Annotated in this window: 16 protein-coding genes; 7 read left to right on the top strand and 9 right to left on the bottom strand. The window is 68.4% G+C overall.

Annotated features, from left to right (window positions below; translation table 11 throughout):
* Window positions 1–24: 24 nt before the first annotated feature.
* The 7 genes from BLV94_RS42490 to infC form a co-directional block, all read right to left on the bottom strand.
* Complete coding sequence (locus BLV94_RS42490) at window positions 25–423, bottom strand: hypothetical protein (protein WP_072949276.1); 399 nt, start codon at window positions 421–423, stop codon at window positions 25–27.
* A 43-nt stretch (window positions 424–466) separates the two neighbouring features.
* Entirely contained in the window at window positions 467–2,953 is a 2,487-nt protein-coding gene (gene pheT, locus BLV94_RS42485; RefSeq protein ID WP_072949277.1) for a phenylalanine--tRNA ligase subunit beta, read from the bottom strand.
* A gap of 67 nt (window positions 2,954–3,020) precedes the next feature.
* On the bottom strand, window positions 3,021–4,106 hold the full coding sequence (gene pheS, locus BLV94_RS42480; protein ID WP_072949334.1) for a phenylalanine--tRNA ligase subunit alpha: 1,086 nt from the start codon (window positions 4,104–4,106) through the stop codon (window positions 3,021–3,023).
* A 93-nt stretch (window positions 4,107–4,199) separates the two neighbouring features.
* Window positions 4,200–5,009 (bottom strand): TrmH family RNA methyltransferase, encoded by an 810-nt coding sequence (locus BLV94_RS42475; protein ID WP_072949279.1) that lies wholly within the window; start codon window positions 5,007–5,009, stop codon window positions 4,200–4,202.
* A 38-nt stretch (window positions 5,010–5,047) separates the two neighbouring features.
* Window positions 5,048–5,437, bottom strand: coding sequence for a 50S ribosomal protein L20 (rplT, locus tag BLV94_RS42470; protein ID WP_005247385.1), 390 nt, complete (start codon window positions 5,435–5,437; stop codon window positions 5,048–5,050).
* A gap of 64 nt (window positions 5,438–5,501) precedes the next feature.
* Entirely contained in the window at window positions 5,502–5,696 is a 195-nt protein-coding gene (rpmI, locus tag BLV94_RS42465; protein WP_005247390.1) for a 50S ribosomal protein L35, read from the bottom strand.
* Between the two features lie 57 nt (window positions 5,697–5,753).
* The gene (gene infC / locus BLV94_RS42460; RefSeq protein ID WP_072949281.1) at window positions 5,754–6,401 is read right to left on the bottom strand and encodes a translation initiation factor IF-3; all 648 of its coding nucleotides are present in this window, start codon (window positions 6,399–6,401) and stop codon (window positions 5,754–5,756) included.
* 401 nt (window positions 6,402–6,802) lie between these two features.
* On the opposite strand from infC, the gene BLV94_RS42455 reads away from it, so the two are divergent.
* Window positions 6,803–7,186 (top strand): DUF1844 domain-containing protein, encoded by a 384-nt coding sequence (locus BLV94_RS42455; protein WP_072949283.1) that lies wholly within the window; start codon window positions 6,803–6,805, stop codon window positions 7,184–7,186.
* A gap of 34 nt (window positions 7,187–7,220) precedes the next feature.
* Window positions 7,221–7,634: a DUF1801 domain-containing protein gene (locus BLV94_RS42450; RefSeq protein WP_072949285.1), complete on the top strand. Its 414-nt coding sequence runs from the start codon at window positions 7,221–7,223 to the stop codon at window positions 7,632–7,634.
* Window positions 7,635–7,641: 7 nt separating this feature from the next.
* On the opposite strand, the gene BLV94_RS42445 is transcribed toward BLV94_RS42450, so the two are convergent.
* Window positions 7,642–8,343 carry a helix-turn-helix transcriptional regulator gene (locus tag BLV94_RS42445; RefSeq protein ID WP_072949287.1) on the bottom strand — a complete coding sequence of 234 codons (702 nt, stop codon included), beginning with the start codon at window positions 8,341–8,343 and terminating at the stop codon, window positions 7,642–7,644.
* A 120-nt stretch (window positions 8,344–8,463) separates the two neighbouring features.
* Here BLV94_RS42445 and BLV94_RS42440 point away from each other — a divergent pair, with 120 nt between their 5' ends.
* Window positions 8,464–9,210 carry an alpha/beta fold hydrolase gene (locus BLV94_RS42440; RefSeq protein WP_072949336.1) on the top strand — a complete coding sequence of 249 codons (747 nt, stop codon included), beginning with the start codon at window positions 8,464–8,466 and terminating at the stop codon, window positions 9,208–9,210.
* A 6-nt stretch (window positions 9,211–9,216) separates the two neighbouring features.
* On the opposite strand, the gene uvrA is transcribed toward BLV94_RS42440, so the two are convergent.
* Window positions 9,217–12,210, bottom strand: coding sequence for an excinuclease ABC subunit UvrA (gene uvrA, locus BLV94_RS42435; RefSeq protein WP_176583107.1), 2,994 nt, complete (start codon window positions 12,208–12,210; stop codon window positions 9,217–9,219).
* Between the two features lie 151 nt (window positions 12,211–12,361).
* Here uvrA and BLV94_RS42430 point away from each other — a divergent pair, with 151 nt between their 5' ends.
* The 4 genes from BLV94_RS42430 (at window position 12,362) to BLV94_RS42415 (ending at window position 16,961) form a co-directional block, all read left to right on the top strand.
* Window positions 12,362–13,051, top strand: coding sequence for an MBL fold metallo-hydrolase (locus BLV94_RS42430; RefSeq protein ID WP_072949291.1), 690 nt, complete (start codon window positions 12,362–12,364; stop codon window positions 13,049–13,051).
* Window positions 13,052–13,219: 168 nt separating this feature from the next.
* On the top strand, window positions 13,220–14,149 hold the full coding sequence (locus BLV94_RS42425; RefSeq protein ID WP_072949293.1) for a DoxX family protein: 930 nt from the start codon (window positions 13,220–13,222) through the stop codon (window positions 14,147–14,149).
* Between the two features lie 146 nt (window positions 14,150–14,295).
* Window positions 14,296–16,578, top strand: coding sequence for a HelD family protein (locus BLV94_RS42420; protein WP_072949295.1), 2,283 nt, complete (start codon window positions 14,296–14,298; stop codon window positions 16,576–16,578).
* Window positions 16,575–16,961: a DUF732 domain-containing protein gene (locus BLV94_RS42415; protein ID WP_072949297.1), complete on the top strand. Its 387-nt coding sequence runs from the start codon at window positions 16,575–16,577 to the stop codon at window positions 16,959–16,961. Before BLV94_RS42420 ends, BLV94_RS42415 begins: the two co-directional genes overlap by 4 nt.
* Window positions 16,962–16,969 lie beyond the last annotated feature (8 nt).

Genomic DNA, 16,969 nt, shown 5'->3' with positions numbered 1-16,969 from the left:
CTTTCGGCGGGACGGAAACCGCGGTCACTGCTTGCCGAGCGACCGCCGGATCTCGTCGAGCTTGGCCTTACCCGCCTTCTCCCGCTTCTCCCACGCATCCTCCAGCGATTGCCCCGACGGGCTGTCGTGCGCGAGTTCCGAGGAGCCCATCGCCGTGCCGAACCGTCCCTCGATCCGCTCACGTACGCGGTCGAACGTCGGGACACCGCCCGGGGTGTAGTCCGGCTCCGGCACACCCAGCACGACGTGGGGCACGACCTCCGCGGTCACCGGATCCTCGGCCGGAATCGCCGCACCCACGTCCACGGCCGCGAGAAGCGCGCCGAGACCCGGACGTCCGGCGGCCACCGCACGCACCACCTCGAGGAACTCGGCGTCGGTCAACTGACTGGCCGCCGCCACGACGTCGCGCACCTCGGTCATCGCCTGCTCCTCACCGTCCCGGGCCCTCCACCCAGGCTACGGGTCAGCTGCGCAGTTCGGCACCCACCGCCGCGGTCGCCGCGGCGACCGCGGCATCGCGAGCGGCGCTCGCCTCGTCCTCGGTCAGAGTGCGGTCGGCGCCCCGGAATCGCAGCGCGAACGCCAGCGACTTCCGGCCCTCCCCGACCTGCTCACCCTCGAACACGTCGAACAACCGGATGTCCTCGAGGAGTTCCCCGCCACCCGACCGCAGGGCCGCCTGGACCTCGGCGGCGGGAACCGCGGTGTCGACGACGACCGCCACGTCCTGAAGGACGGCGGGGAACGGCGAGACCTTCGGCGCAGGCAGATTCTCCACCAGCGGCAGGGCACTCAGATCGATCTCCACGGCACTCGTCCGCGGGGGAAGCCCGGCGCGCTCGAGCACCGCGGGGTGCAACTCGCCCGCGTGTCCGACGACTACGCCGTTCACGAGAAGTTCCGCGCCCCGGCCCGGGTGCCACGGCAGGTACTGCGTCGCGCGGAACTCCAGCTCGACACCGGCCGCGGCGGCCACCGTGCGGGCTGCGGCGAACGCGTCGGTGGCGTCGGCTGCGCGTCCCGCGCCCCACGGACCACTCGGCTCACGCTGCCCGGTGAGCACCGCCGCCACGTGCACCGGCTGATCCGGCAGCGACTGCAGCAGCGCCGTGATCTGCTCGTCGGTCGGACGACGGTCCACCGGCAGCGCCGCGACCGGCTTCGTGTCCGCGCCGGGCAGCACGACCTGCGCGATGCCGAACAGCGACAGGTCGCGCTGACCGCGGGAGACGTTGCGGGCGAGGACCTCGAGCAGTCCGGGCAGCAACGTCGTGGCCAGTTCCGGCCGATCCGATTCGAGCGGATTGAGCACCCGGCCGGTGTTCCTGCGCGGATCCTCCGGGTCCAGCCCCCACGTGTCGAAGACTGCGGTGGGCAGGAAGACGGGGGGAAGGATCTCGACGTACCCCGAGAACGCCAGGGCGCGGCCGACGGCCCGCTTGCGGCGCTGCGTCGGCGTCAGCCCGCGACCTGCGGGGGCCGCGGGCAGCACCGACGGAATCTTCTCGAGACCCTCGAGGCGCAGCACTTCCTCGACCAGGTCGGCGGGCTGCACCAGGTCGGGCCGCCACGACGGCGGGGCCGCGACGAGCTGGCCGTGCCCGCTGTCGCTGACGCCGACCTCGACGTTGCAGCCGATCTGCGTCAGGCGGCGTGCCGCGGTGCCGGTGGGGTAGTCGACGCCCGCCACGCGGTCGGGGAGGTCGATGTCCATGTGGATGGGCTGGTGCGGGGTGACCTCGCCGATGTCGGTGAGCGCCGACTCGACCCGTCCGCCGGCGATGTCGACGAGCAGTGCGGCAGCGCGGTCCAGTGCCGCAACGGGGATCTCGGGATCGACGACGCGTTCGAAACGCTTGCCCGCCTCGCTCGTCAGCTTGTGCCTGCGCGCGGTCTTGAACACCGCGAGCGGATCCCACGTGGCCGCCTCGAGCAGGATGTCGGTGGTTCCGGGTCCGACCTCGGTGGACGCGCCACCCATGATGCCTGCCAGCGACAGGACCCCCGAATCGTCGGCGATCACGACGTCCTCGGGATCGAGGACGCGCTCGGTCTCGTCGAGAGTCGTCAGCTTCTCCCCCGCCACCGCGCGGCGCACGACGAGCTCGCCGCTGATCTTCGCGGCGTCGAACGCGTGCAGCGGCTGGCCCAGTTCGAGCAGAACGTAGTTGGTGACATCGACGGCCGGCGAGATCGGCCGGACACCCGACAGCAGCAACCGGCGCTGCAGCCACCACGGACTCACCGCATTCGGATCGATACCCGTCACCCGGCGGGCGGCGAAGCGCGTCGCCTTCGACTCGGGTTCGACGCGGATCGGCCACGCCTCCCCGTCCGCCGGAGACGGCGGCACCGCGGCGGGGTCGGCGAAGTCCAGGTCGAACCCGCACGCCAGTTCACGGGTGAGCCCGCGGACAGAGAAGCAGTAGCCGCGGTCCGGGGTGATGTTGAGTTCGATGACCGTGTCGTGCAGACCCATCAACTCGTTGGCGTCCGCACCCGGGAGTGCGGTGCCCGGCTCGAGGACGAGGATGCCCGAGTGATCCTTGCCGATGCCCAGTTCGGCCACCGAGCAGATCATCCCGTCGGAGACCTGCCCGTACGTCTTGCGGGACGCGATGGCGAAACCACCGGGAAGGACCGCGCCCGGGAGCGCGACCACCACGAGGTCGCCTTCGGCGAAGTTCCGGGCGCCGCACACGATGCCCTGCGGCTCGGCCGCCCCCACATCCACCGTGCAGAAGCGGATCGGCTTCTTGAATTCGGTGAGCTCGGTGATCTCGAGAACCTTGCCGACCACGAGGGGGCCGTCGACGGGCTCGAGCCGGTCGACTTCCTCGACCTCGAGCCCGACCCGGACGAAACCTGCGTCGAGTTCCTCGGCGGTGACGTCCCAGTCCGGGGTGGCACGCTGCAGGATCTCGGTCAGCCAGGATTGCGCTACTCGCACGTCTGCTCAGCTCTCTCGTTCGTGAAGATGTCGTGACTGTGGTGGACGGGATCCGGGTGACGCGGGGTCAGCCCTGGACACCGAAGGGCAGCGTGAACCGCACGTCGCCCTCGACGATGTCGCGCATGTCCGGGATCCCGTTCCGGAACTGGAGTGTGCGCTCGAGCCCCATGCCGAACGCGAACCCGGTGTACACGTCGGGGTCGATTCCGGAGGCGCGCAGCACATTCGGGTTGACCATTCCGCAGCCGCCCCACTCGACCCAGCCCGCGCCGCCCTTCTTGTTCGGGAACCACACGTCCACCTCGGCGGACGGTTCCGTGAACGGGAAGTAGTTCGGGCGCATCCGGGTGCGGGTCTCGGGACCGAACAGTGCGCGGGCGAACGCGTCGAGCGTGCCGCGCAGATGCGCCATGGTGAGGCCCTTGTCGACCGCGAGCCCCTCCACCTGGGAGAAGACGGGGGTGTGTGTCGCGTCGAGTTCGTCGGTGCGGAACGTCCGTCCGGGGCACACCACGTAGATCGGCACCTCGCGCGAGAGCATCGTGCGCACCTGCACCGGCGACGTGTGCGTGCGGAGCACCTGTCGCGAACCCTCCGGTGCGATGTGGAACGTGTCCTGCATCGTCCGCGCGGGGTGATCGGGCAGGAAGTTCAGGGCATCGAAGTTGAAGTGCTCGGTCTCCACCTCCGGCCCCTCGGCGACCTCCCAGCCCATGGCCACGAACACGTCCTCGACCTGCTCGGAGATGATGCTGATCGGGTGGCGGGCACCCACCGGCTGACGCTGCGACGGCAGCGTCACGTCGATGGCCTCGGCCACGAGAACGGCGGCGTCGCGCTCGGCGAGCAGCACGGCGCGGCGCTCGTCGAACGCCGCACTGATCCGAGTGCGGGCGACGTTCACGCGCTTGCCCGCGTCGGCCTTCTCCTTGCCCGGAAGGGCTCCCAGTCCGCGGCGGGCGAGGGCGATCGGCGACTTGTCGCCCATGTGCTCGACCTTGGCCTTCGCCAGGTCGTCGAGATCCGCCACCGACGCGAACGCCTTCTCGGCGCTCTCCGCCGCCGCGGTCAGGGCGTCCTCGGTGAGCGCACTCGCATCGATCGCGCCGCCTTCGACCCCCGTGGAGGCAGCGCCCTCTTTTTTAGCCACGACCGGTGCCACTCCTTACGTTCTTTCAGTCAACACTCTCGACGAAACCGAACAGCTCGCCGTCAAATCCTATGCGATCCGATTTTCGCCGTTTCAGCTGTCGGTTCGCATGCGGTTCTGGACCCGGGCGCTCGAATACAGGCAGATCGACGCCGCCGTCGCCAGGTTGAGGCTCTCGGCGCGACCGTGGATCGGGATCCGCACCCGGTGGTCCGCTCGCGCCGCGGTGGGCGCATCGAGGCCATGGGCCTCGTTGCCGAACAACCACGCCGTGGGGCGGGCCAGGAGTTCGTCGGCGTCGTCCAGATCGACTTCGCCGTCCGCCGCCGTGGCGAGCAACTGGATGCCCGCCGCGCTGATGCTGTCGAGAACCGCGGCCGTGTCCCGTTCACGCACCACCGGAAGGTGGAAGAGACTTCCGGCGGACGCCCGGACACATTTTCCGTTGTGCGGGTCGACGCTGTCGCCCGCGAGAATCGCCGCGTCCGCACCTACCGCGTCCGCGACCCGGATGACGGTGCCCGCGTTGCCCGGCTCCGCGACCGCGACGGGAACCGCCAGCAGGCGGGTTCCGGGACCCATCGCCTCGGCCAGCGGAACGTCGAGGAGATCGCACACCGCGACGAGACCCGGCGGGGTCACCGTGTCGCTGAGCGCACGAACCGCCCGATCCGTCACCAGCGACGTGCGGACACCCACGGCGTGCGCCCGGTCGATCAGCGTCGAGTACCGCTGCTCCGCGTCCGCGGTGTAGAAGAGGTCGTGCACCGGGTGGGTGGCGAGTGCCTCGCCGACGGAGTTCTCCCCCTCCACCAGGAAGCGCCCAACCTTGCGTCGTTCCGCGGTGCGCAGCAGCTTGACAGCAGAAACGACCCGTGGGGTGCGCTCGGTGAGCGGGTCCACGGGTCGTTTCCGAGGCTCGAAAGGCCCGGGTGCGAGACTCAGGCTGCTTCTCCGGCCGGAGCGTTCACGTCAGCCGGAAGGGCTGCCTTGGCGAGGGCCACGAGGCCGGCGAATGCCGCGGCGTCGGACACTGCCAGCTCGGCGAGGTTCTTACGGTCGACCTCGATCTCGGCCAGACGCAGACCCTGGATCAGGCGGTTGTACGTGATGTCGTTCGCCCGTGCAGCGGCGTTGATACGCGTGATCCACAGCTTGCGGAAGTCGCCCTTGCGCGCACGGCGGTCACGGTAGGCGTAGGTCAGCGAGTGGAGCTGCTGTTCCTTGGCCTTGCGGTACAGGCGCGAGCGCTGTCCGCGGTAGCCGCTGGAGGCTTCGAGAATCGAACGACGCTTCTTCTGGGCGTTTACCGCCCTCTTTACGCGTGCCACTGAAAAATCCTGTCAATCTTGGGGCGGTGAGCTGCCCCGGGTGGTCAGTAAAAGGGGTGTCGACTCAGATGTCGAGCAGGCGCTTGATGCGAGGAGTGTCAGCCTTGCTGACGACAGCCACGCCATCGAGGCGACGGGTCACCTTGGTGGCCTTGTGCTCGAGCAGGTGGCGGCGACCGGCCTTCTGGCGCAGGATCTTTCCGCTGCCGGACACCTTGAATCGCTTCGCGGTGCCGCTGTGGGTCTTCGACTTGGGCATGGAGTCCTCAGTTCTCTGTATCCGGACGGTGATCCGGGTCGTGCTGGTGTAGTCGGACTAGCTGGTCGGCGCTTCGCCGGGCGTAGTGCCGCCCGCCTGCTCCGCAGGTGTCGCCGGAGCCTGTGCCGGTGCGGGAGTTGCCCGCTGCGCCGGCGGCGCGGCGGCGCTCTCCTGCGCCTTGACACGGGTCTTCGCGCCCTTGTGCGGAGCGAGCACCATCGTCATGTTTCGACCGTCCTGCTTGGCGGACGTCTCCACGAACCCGAGATCGGCGACGTCTGCACCGAGACGCTGCAGAAGCCGGAAACCGAGCTCCGGACGCGACTGCTCACGTCCGCGGAACATGATCGTGACCTTGACCTTGGATCCGGCCTCGAGGAAGCGAACGACATTGCGCTTCTTGGTCTCGTAGTCGTGATCATCGATCTTGGGGCGGAGCTTCTGCTCCTTGATGACCGTGAGCTGCTGGTTCTTGCGCGACTCACGAGCCTTCTGCGCGGCCTCGTACTTGAACTTGCCGTAGTCCATGATCTTGCAGACCGGCGGGCGAGCGTCGGGGGCCACCTCGACCAGGTCGAGATCGGCCTCGAGGGCCAAGCGGAGTGCATCTTCAACACGCACGATGCCAACCTGTTCACCTCCGGGTCCGACGAGGCGGACCTCGGGAACTCGGATGCGATCGTTGATGCGGGTCTCAGTGCTGATGGGGCCTCCTAGGTTGAACGGTCTTGTCTCGAGACCGCCAGCAGCCCGTACGCCCGGATTCCCAACAAAAAAGCCCCGCTGCGGTGAATGACTCTCACCATGCGGGGCCCGATGTCGACCGATCAGACGAACTCACGGCTCACGCCGATCCCTCATCTCCTCACACTCGAGGAACTCGAGCCGAGTAACCTCGGACCGAGCGACCGGACCACTGAGCTGCAGTTTTACCTGCCGCGCAGAGGTGGGAGTCGGACTCCACTTGCTGCCCCCGACAAATCCGAAGGCGGTCGTTGCACCAAGGGTAACATTTGCGCACGTCGCGAGCTAATCGATGCCGGGACGTTGCGTCCCACGGCCACCTGGCCGCCATGTCATCGGCCGCTGGTGGAATCCTCTAGGGCATGACGGACAACATCGATGACACCCCGAACGACGGCACCGTGAGCGGCGGTGACCAGAATACCGACGTCCGGGAACTGGCCGACGTTCCCTCGGTCGAGGTCATCAGCCGGGCCGCGGTCATGCTCATGAGTTCGGCAGCCGAGAAACTCGGCCTGTCCGACGCCGACCCCGACTCCAGCCCCCACCGCGACCTCGACGAGGCCCGACGAGTCATCACGGCCCTCGCCGGCCTGGTGACCGCGTCCATCGAGTACCTCGGACCGCACGCGGGGCCGATCCGCGAAGGCCTGCAGGCACTGCAGCGCGCGTTCCGCGAAGCGTCTTCGCACCCGGACGAGCCCGGCAAGGGTCCGGGTGAGAAGTACACCGGACCGGTGTACTGAGAGACGGCAGGCACCGAGATGGCGGGGTACTGAGATGGCGGGCCGCAACAAGACCGAGCAGACTTCGGCCGGCGTCGACGAGTTTCTCGCCACGGTCGTCGACCCGGTGAAGCGCGCCGACAGCGCACGACTGGTGGAACTGCTCACCGCCGCGACGGGAGAGCCCGCCGCGATGTGGGGAACCAGCATCGTCGGATTCGGCTCCCGCCACTACCGGTACGCCAGCGGCCACGAGGGCGACACCGCCCTGATCGGATTCTCGCCGCGGGCGGCGGCACTCACCCTGTATCTCTCCCTCGACTTCACCGAGCACGAGGCCGAACTCGCCGCGCTCGGCAAGCACAAGGTCGGCAAGGGCTGCCTCTACGTCAAGAAACTCGCCGACGTCGACGAGTCGGTTCTCGTCTCGCTGGTGAACCGATCCGTGGCGGCCGCCCGCGCGCTCTGATCGCCCCTCACCGGTCGAACACGGTGCGCGCGTCGGCAGGCGGTTCGCCGAAGAGGTCCGGATCGCGCGGGACGAACGACCGGCCGGTGAGGGTGGCGTCGGAGACCCGGTCCAACCGGAACCAGCGCACACCCGCCCGGCTCAGGCACCACGCGACGAGGAACCACGACCCCCGCGTGTGCGCGAGAAGGTGCGGTTCGACGACCCGCTCGGTGCGGCCGCCGTCCCGGTCGACGTACCGCAGGGACACCATCAGTTCGCGCTGCACACCGTCTTCGACGACGCGTCGGATGCGGGGTTCCGCACTTCCTCCGGTGGTCTCTCGCCGGATCCACACCTTCCCGCCGAGTTGCTCCACCCGCTCCCTCGACTCCGCGTCCATCACGTCGAGCAGCTTGGCGAGCGCGGCCCGCCCGTCGGTCGCGAACGGCGCATCACGGAAGGCCGTGAGGGCGAGAGCCACCGAGACCGCCTGAGCGGGAGTGAAATTCACCGGCGGCAACGTGCCGTTCCCAATGATCCCGTATCCCCCACCCGGTCCGGCAGTGGCCCGGATCGGGGCGCCCGAGGACTGCAGTACGACGATGTCCCGTTTGATCGTGCGGGGCGTCACCTCGAATTGCGCCGCCAACTGCTCTGCCGTCCGGCCCCGGTCACCCGCGCGGCGCAATTCTTCCGTCAGGGCGTGGAGGCGTGCGGGGCGGTCCATGAGGGCAGTCTGCCGAACGTCCACGACAATGTCCCGATTCTCGTCGGACCGATTCCGTTATGCGACTGTGACGAATACGGTGACACGCTGATGTCACCGTTGCGGGTTCACTCTTGTCTCATGACTCGGACAAGCGAAGTACACGGCAGCACAGGCACTCACATCATTCTGGTCCCCGGATTCTGGCTCGGCGCTTGGGCCTGGGAGGCAGTGGAATCCGACCTGACCCGGCAGGGACATCACGTCACCGCGGTGACGTTGCCGGGACTCGACTCCACCGGCAGCGACCGCACCGGCGTCCGGCTGAACGACCACGTCGCCGCGATCACGGAGGCCATCACGAACACACCGTCGTCGGAGCGGGTGGTGCTCGTGGCGCACAGCGGCGCGGGGCCGGTTGCGTACGCGGTGAGCGATCGGGTGCCCGACCGACTCGCCCGCATCGTCTACGTCGACTCGGGACCAGTGCAGAGCGGCACCGCGCTGCGCGACGATCTCGACCCGGCGGTCGCCGAGATTCCGTTGCCGTCGTGGTCCGAACTCGAGGCCGAAGGCAGCAGTCTCGACGGACTCGACGACGACACGCTCGACACGTTCCGCAACCGGGCGGTGCCCATGCCCGCCGGACCTGCGAGGGACACGGTCGAACTCACCGACAGCAGGCGGCTGGACGTGCCGACCACGGTGATCTGCACCAGTTTCCCGTCGGAGGTCATCCAGCAGATGGCCGTAGCGGGTCATCCGATGGCGGCCGAACTCGCGCAGATCGCGAAGGTCGACTACGTCGATCTGCCGACGGGACACTGGCCGATGTGGTCGCGGCCCGCAGACCTCGCGACCGCGATCGACGCGGCCGCGAGAGTCTGACCGGATTCAGCTGACTGCTGCGGCCTTCTTCGGCGCCCGCTTACGCGGTGTCGCCGTGGCGGCCGCGGCAGTCTTCTTCGCCGACGCGGACTTCCGCGTCGGCGAGGACTTGACTGCCTTCGACTTCGCCGGAACGGGTGCCGGCACCGCGAGGACATTCTCGAGGAACCGTCCCGTGTAACTCTCCGGAACCTGCGCCACGTCCTCCGGGGTGCCTTGCGCGACGACGGTTCCGCCACCGGACCCACCCTCCGGCCCCATGTCGACCACCCAGTCGGACGTCTTGATCACATCGAGGTTGTGCTCGATCACGATCACCGTGTTGCCCTTGTCGACCAACCCGTTGACGACCCCGAGCAGCTTCCGGATGTCCTCGAAGTGCAGACCCGTCGTGGGCTCGTCGAGGATGTACACCGTGCGGCCCGTCGAACGTTTCTGCAGTTCGGCGGCGAGCTTCACGCGCTGCGCCTCACCACCGGACAGCGTGGGCGCGGGCTGACCGAGCCGCACGTACCCGAGACCGACCTCGACGAGGGTCTTGAGGTAGCGGTGGATCGACGTGATGGGCTCGAAGAATTCCGCGGCTTCCTCGATCGGCATGTCCAGGACCTCGGCGATGGTCTTGCCCTTGTAATGGACCTCGAGCGTCTCGCGGTTGTACCGGGCACCGTGGCAGACCTCGCACGGCACGTACACATCGGGCAGGAAGTTCATCTCGATCTTCAGCGTGCCGTCGCCGGAGCAGGCCTCGCACCGGCCGCCCTTGACGTTGAACGAGAACCGGCCGGGCTGGTAGCCGCGCACCTTCGACTCGGTGGTGGCGGCGAACAGGGTGCGGATCTTGTCGAACACCCCGGTGTAGGTGGCCGCGTTGGACCGCGGGGTGCGGCCGATCGGCGACTGGTCGACCTGCACGAGCTTGTCCAGCTGGTCGAGCCCGTTGATGCGGGTGTGCCTGCCGGGCACCTGCCGCGCGCCGTTGAGCTTATTCGCCATGACCGTCGCGAGGATGTCGTTGACGAGCGTCGACTTACCGGACCCGGACACGCCGGTGACCGACGTGAGCACGCCCAGAGGGAAGCTGACGTCGATGCCGCCCAGGTTGTGTTCGCGCGCGCCGACGACCGTGACCTGCCGCTTGCGATCGACCGGACGGCGGATCGCGGGAATCTCGATGTGACTGCGGCCCGACAGGTAGGCGCCGGTGAGGGATTCCTCGCAGTCGAGCAGTTCCTGGTACGGCCCGCTGTGGACGACCTTGCCGCCGTGCTCGCCGGCGAGCGGTCCGATGTCGACCACCCAGTCGGACGTGCGGATGGTGTCTTCGTCGTGTTCGACCACGATCAGCGTGTTCCCGAGGTCGCGCAGGCGCGTCAGGGTCTCGATGAGACGCCGGTTGTCGCGCTGGTGCAGACCGATCGACGGCTCGTCGAGCACGTACAGCACGCCGACCAGACCCGAGCCGATCTGGGTGGCGAGACGGATGCGCTGCGCCTCGCCACCGGACAGGGTGCCGGCGGCGCGGGCGAGGGAGAGGTACTCGAGGCCGACGTCGAGGAGGAAGCCGAGTCGGGCCTGGACCTCCTTGAGCACCTGACCGGCGATGGCCTCCTCGCGGCTGCCCAGCGTGAGGCTGTTCAGGAAGTCGGCGCAATCGGAGATCGACAGTTCACAGACCTCGGCGATCGACTTCATCCCGAACTTCTCGTTCGCGATCGTGACCGACAGGATCTCGGGACGCAGGCGCGCACCCCCGCACGCGGGACAGGGGGTGTCCCGCATGTAGCCGTCGTAGCGTTCCTTCATCTGGTCGGACTCGGTCTGCTCGAGCCTGCGGTGCAGGAACGGCATGACGCCCTCGAACTCGGCGTAGTAGGAACGGGTACGCCCGTACCGGTTCTTGTAGCGGACGTGGACCTGCTCCTCACTGCCCTCGAGGATCGCCCGACGCGCCTTCGCCGGGAGCTTGTTCCACGGCGTCTTCATGTCGAAGCCGAGAATGTCGCCGAGGCCGGACAGCAGCCGACCGAAGTATTCGGAACTCTGCCCCATCGACCACGGCGCGATGGCCCCGTCCTCGAGCGACAACTCGGGGTCGGGAACGACGAGGTCCGGGTCGACCTCCTTGCGGATTCCGAGGCCGGTGCACTCGGGGCAGGCACCGTACGGGGAGTTGAAGGAGAACGACCGGGGCTCGAGGTCGTCGATGGACAGCGCGTGGCCGTTGGGGCACGCCAGCTTCTCCGAGAACCGTCGCTCCCGGTCTGCGGCATTCTCCTCGCGGTCGACGAAGTCGAGGACGACGATGCCCTCCGCCAGCCGCAGCGCGGTCTCGACGGAATCGGTGAGCCGCTGCTTGGAACCGGCCTTGACGGTGAGGCGGTCGACGACCACCTCGATGTCGTGCTTCTCCTGCTTCTTGAGCTTGGGCGGTTCGGACAGCGGATACACCACGCCGTCGACCCGCACACGTGAGTAGCCCTGCATGTTGAGCTGGTCGAACAGATCGACGAATTCACCCTTGCGGGTACGCACGACGGGGGCGAGCACCTGGAAGCGGGTGCCTTCCTCCATCTCCAGAACCTGGTCGACGATCTGCTGCGGCGTCTGCCGCGCGATCTGCTCCCCACAGACCGGGCAGTGTGCGGTGCCGGCCCGGGCATAGAGCAGACGGAGGTAGTCGTAGACCTCGGTGATGGTGCCGACCGTCGACCGTGGGTTCCGGTTGGTCGACTTCTGGTCGATGGACACCGCGGGCGACAGACCTTCGATGAAGTCGACGTCGGGCTTGTCCATCTGACCGAGGAACTGGCGCGCGTACGCCGACAGCGACTCGACGTAGCGTCGCTGGCCCTCGGCGAAGATCGTGTCGAACGCCAGACTCGACTTGCCCGAGCCCGACAACCCGGTGAACACGATCAGGCTGTCGCGGGGCAGATCGAGATCGACCCCTCGCAGATTGTGCTCACGGGCACCCCGCACGATAAGGCGATCCGCCACTCCAAGTCCCTTCATTGTTCGACAGCCGAGGACGCACGTGGACGCTCAGCCCTCTGGCCGTGCCATGGTAAGCCGGGGCACCGACACGTTCTGGGGGACGGATGGCCGCCCTGCCACTCACCTGCCTGTATTCGACGGTAGCCTCCCCATCATGACCGAGCAGCCCATGGTGATAGAAGACTCGTACACCGGCCACGTCTCCCCCGGTTCGGCGCCGCAGCGCCGCACGGTTCCGGGAGCCACGATCACGAAGATGTCCGTCGGCCCCATGGACAACAACGTGTACCTGGTCGTCTGTTCCGCAACCGGAAAATCCGTCCTCATCGACGCCGCCAACGAGGCGGACCGCGTCAACCAACTTATCGGCGAACACGCGCCGTCGCTCGACCTGATCGTCACCACGCACCAGCACGGCGACCACTGGCTGGCGCTCGAGGACGTCGCGGCGGCCACCCGCGTGGACACCGCCGCCCATCCACTCGACGCCGACGCACTGCCCGTCCGGCCCGACCGCCTCCTCGAGGACGGCGACACAGTCACCGTCGGCGAGGTCACCCTCGACGTGATTCACCTCGCCGGCCACACCCCCGGCTCCGTCGCGCTCGCACTCACCGAAGCAGGCGGCGGACGCACCCACCTGTTCACCGGCGACTCCCTCTTCCCCGGCGGCGTCGGCAAGACCGCCGACGCGGGCAAGTTCGCATCACTGCTCACCGACGTCGAAACCAAGCTCTTCGGCCGCTACGGCGACGACACCGTCGTCTACCCCGGCCACGGTGACGACACCACCCTCGGCGCCGAGCGCCCCCACCTCGGGGAGTGGCGCGAGCGCGGCTGGTGACCGCATCCGATCGCCGATCACGCACCGCACGGTCCGCGATTGGCGATCGGCCTCCCTGGGTACTGGTGAATGGGCGGACCGTCGGTTCGGCAACACAGTCATACGCCGACGACTGCCCAGAACTCTCGTTAGTGTGAGACGGGAGAACTCGAGATTGGGAGGCCAGGAATGCTCGTCCGTCGTATCGCTCGCCCACTGCTGTCCGCGATCTTCATCAGCGGAGGGATCGATGCACTTCGAAATCCGGCGCAGAAAGCACAGGCCGCCGCACCACTGATCGACAAGTCCACCGAGGCGCTTCCCGGGTCCGTCACGCAGAAGATCCCGTCCGACCCGGAGACGTTGGTCAAGATCAACGCCGCCGTGCAGATCGGCGGCGGAGTGCTACTCGCCACCGGGAAGGCACCGCGCCTCGCGTCACTCGCGCTCGCAGGCAGCCTCGTGCCCACTACCGTTGTGGGGCACGACTTCTGGAACGAGACCGACCCCGCGAAGAAGGCGGCTCAGCGCACTCAGTTCCTCAAGAACGTGAGCCTGCTCGGCGGACTGCTCATCGCCGCCGTCGACACCGAGGGTAAGCCCTCACTGGGCTGGCGTGGACGCCGCGCCGCCCGGCACGCACAGGAGACCGTGGCCGCGGCCCTGCCCCTCGGCTCCGGTCACGACCATCACGGTCCCGAGATCGGAGAGGCCCTGGCCGCGGCGTCGGAGCGCGCCCGCATCCTGTCCGGTGAGGCCGCCGAGCGTGGGTCCGGCCTCCTCGAGGTCGCGAAAGACCGTGGCACCGAACTCGCGAAGGTCGCGGCGGATCGCGGCGCCGAATGGGCGGAGGTCGCGAAAGAACACGGCGCAGAATGGGCAGAGGTCGCGAAAGAACACGGCGCCGAGTGGGCGGACGTCGCCCGCGAACGCGGCGCGGAACTCGTCGAGGCGGCGAAGGAGCACGGCCCGGAACTGGCCGAGGTCGCCCGCGAGAAGGGCGGCGAATGGGCAGGCACCGCCGCAGAACGCGGTGAGGTGCTGAGCAAGCGGGCCCGCAAGCAAGCGGAAACCGCGCTCGAGAAGGCCAGGGCGAAGCGGGACGAACTGTCCCACTGACCCGGCCCGCGCCGGATATTCGATCTGATCGGCCCCGGAGATCGCCGCTGACCTGCGAAGTCAGCGACACACCTCCGGGGCCGACTAGACTGTCCAGGCACTTTTGCAGCCGATCCGGTTGCAGCCGAACCAGTCAAGGAGACCTCTTGCCCGACGAGGACACGTCACGCGACGAGCGCGAGCTCGAGCAGCAGTACGTGACGATGCTCTACACCCGACTGGACGGCCTTCGCCAGTACGCGGCGAACCGGCTGAGCCGTGTACTGCTCGAAACCGGCGGCACCCCGCAGGCGCGGAGCGAGCGCGAGTCCTTCAATCAGCTCTACACCGAAGACCTCGCCAAGTACGACGCCGCCGAGAACGGACTGTGCTTCGGCCGGATCGACCTCGACGGCGAGCACCGCTACGTCGGCCGCCTCGGCATCCTCGACGAGGAGAACGACTACGAGACGATGCTCCTCGATTGGCGTGCGCCCCTTGCCCGCCCGTTCTATCTCGCGACCCCGGCCGCCCCGGACGGCGTCACCCGCCGACGGCACATCCGCACGCGGAGCCGCCGAGTGACCGCCGTCAACGACGAATACCTGGACCTGGCGGCCGCGGAGGCCGCGGGCACGGTGACCGGTTCGGACGGCGTCGCGGGTGAGAGCGCGCTGCTCTCGGCGTTGAACGCTGCCCGCACGGGCCAGATGAACGACATCGTCGAGACGATCCAGGGCGAGCAGGACGCCATCATCCGGTCGGAGCACAAGAGCGTGCTCGTGGTCCAGGGCGGTCCCGGAACCGGCAAGACCGCGGTCGCTCTGCACCGCGCCGCCTACCTGCTCTACACGTATCGCCAGCAGCTCGCGAAGGCCGGCGTCCTCATCATCGGCCCCAACGCCACGTTCCTCGACTACATCGGCCAGGTGCTGCCGTCGCTCGGCGAGACCGGTGTGCTGCTCTCCACCATCGGCGACCTCTACCCCGGTGTCCGCGCCACCGTCGAGGACAGCCTCGACGCCGGCGAGATCAAGGGCTCGCTCGACATGCTGGACGTTCTCAAGAAGGCGGTCCGGGATCGACAGGAAGTGCCGTCGCGGCCCGTGGAACTGACGTTCGACACCTATCGGATCACTCTCGACCGCAAGGTCGTCACCCGCGCTCGTGGCCGGGCGCGGTCGTCCAGACGCCCGCACAACCTGGCCCGTCCCGTCTTCGTCTCCTCGGTCATCGAGGCGCTCGCGCAGCAACTCGCGGACACCCTCGGCGCCAACGTCGTCGACGGCGGGAACCTGCTGAGCCGGGACGACATCGCCGACATGCGCGACGAGATGCGTGAGGACCCCGACATCATGACGGCGATCAGCGCGCTGTGGCCGGAATTGTCGCCGCAGCAGGTCCTCGCCGAGCTGTACGCCTCACCGAAGCGGCTGGCCGATGCCGCCCCGAATCTGACGGAGGCGCAACGTGACTCGCTGCGCCGCCCCGGAATGCGCGGCTTCAGCGCCGCCGACGCCCCGCTCCTCGACGAACTGGCGGAACTCCTCGGCGTCGACGACGCCGCCGAACGGGAGCGCGCCCGTCGCCAGTGGCGGGCACAGATCGCGGACGCCCAGGGCGCCCTGGACATCCTGACCGGTTCGGCGCCGCAGGATCTCGAGGACGAACTGGACCCGGAAATCCTGATGGCGTACGACCTGATCGACGCCAGCCAGCTCGCCGAACGCCACGACGTCGGGCAGCACCAGACCACCGCGGAGCGCGCCGCCGGCGACCGAACGTGGACCTACGGTCACGTGATCGTCGACGAGGCGCAGGAACTCTCGGAGATGGCCTGGCGAATGCTGATGCGGCGCATACCGAATCGCTGGATGACGCTGGTCGGAGACACCGCGCAGACCGGCGACCCGGCGGGAACGTCGTCGTGGCAGCGGATCCTCGAGCCGTATGTCGCGAAGCGGTGGAAGCTGACGGAACTGACCGTCAACTACCGCACACCAGCGGAGATCATGACGTCGGCCCGGCGGGTTCTCGCCGAGATCGACGCCGAGCAGACCGTGCCGCGGTCGGTGCGCGAATCCGGTTTCGCGCCGTGGGCCCTGGAAGTGTCCGAGGCCGAACTGGCAGACACCGTGCGCACCTGCGTGTCCCGGGAAACCGGACCGGGCACCACCGTGGTGATCGGCGGCCACGACCTGGTCGCCGCGCTCGCCGACCTGAGGTCGGACACCGTCAGCGTCCTCACGGTGCGTGACGTCAAGGGATTGGAATTCGACTCGGTGCTCATCGCCGAGCCTCAGGACATTCTCGACGAGTCGCCACGGGGAATGAACGACCTCTACGTCGCCCTGACCCGTGCGACGCAACGACTCGGTGTGGTGCACACGAAGACGTTGCCCGCGGTGCTGTCCGAACTCGGCCCGGCAGAGGTCGGGATCCTGTCGTGACCGCGGGCGGTCGCGGTCGGCTGATCGGGTGTGGTCTCGCCCTCACCACGTTTGCGCTGACCGCGTGCTCGGAGGCCACCGCCTCCGACCCGCCGCCCACCGCCTCGGCGGCATCCACCACCGCCGCATCACACCTGGATGCCCGTGGCCTGCGCTACAAGGAGTCGCTGGTCGCTGCCGGGATTCCGGCGCCGCCCGACGACACGGTCCTGGCGCTCGCCAACGGGATCTGCGGTCAGCTGTCCGAGGGGACCGACGAGGCGACGATCCTCGCGCATCTGGTGCCGATGGCGCAGTTCGCCTCGGCGACGTCGGATTCCGGCCTCACCACCGAACAGGTGGCGCAGGTGTATCTCGATGCCGCCGAGGCGAATTACTGCTGATCGGTCCG

Source organism: Rhodococcus koreensis, from assembly GCF_900105905.1.
Lineage (GTDB): Bacteria > Actinomycetota > Actinomycetes > Mycobacteriales > Mycobacteriaceae > Rhodococcus_F > Rhodococcus_F koreensis.
The sequence above is the reverse complement of the archived record's forward strand: the minus strand, read 5'-3'. Positions and strand labels throughout refer to the sequence as shown.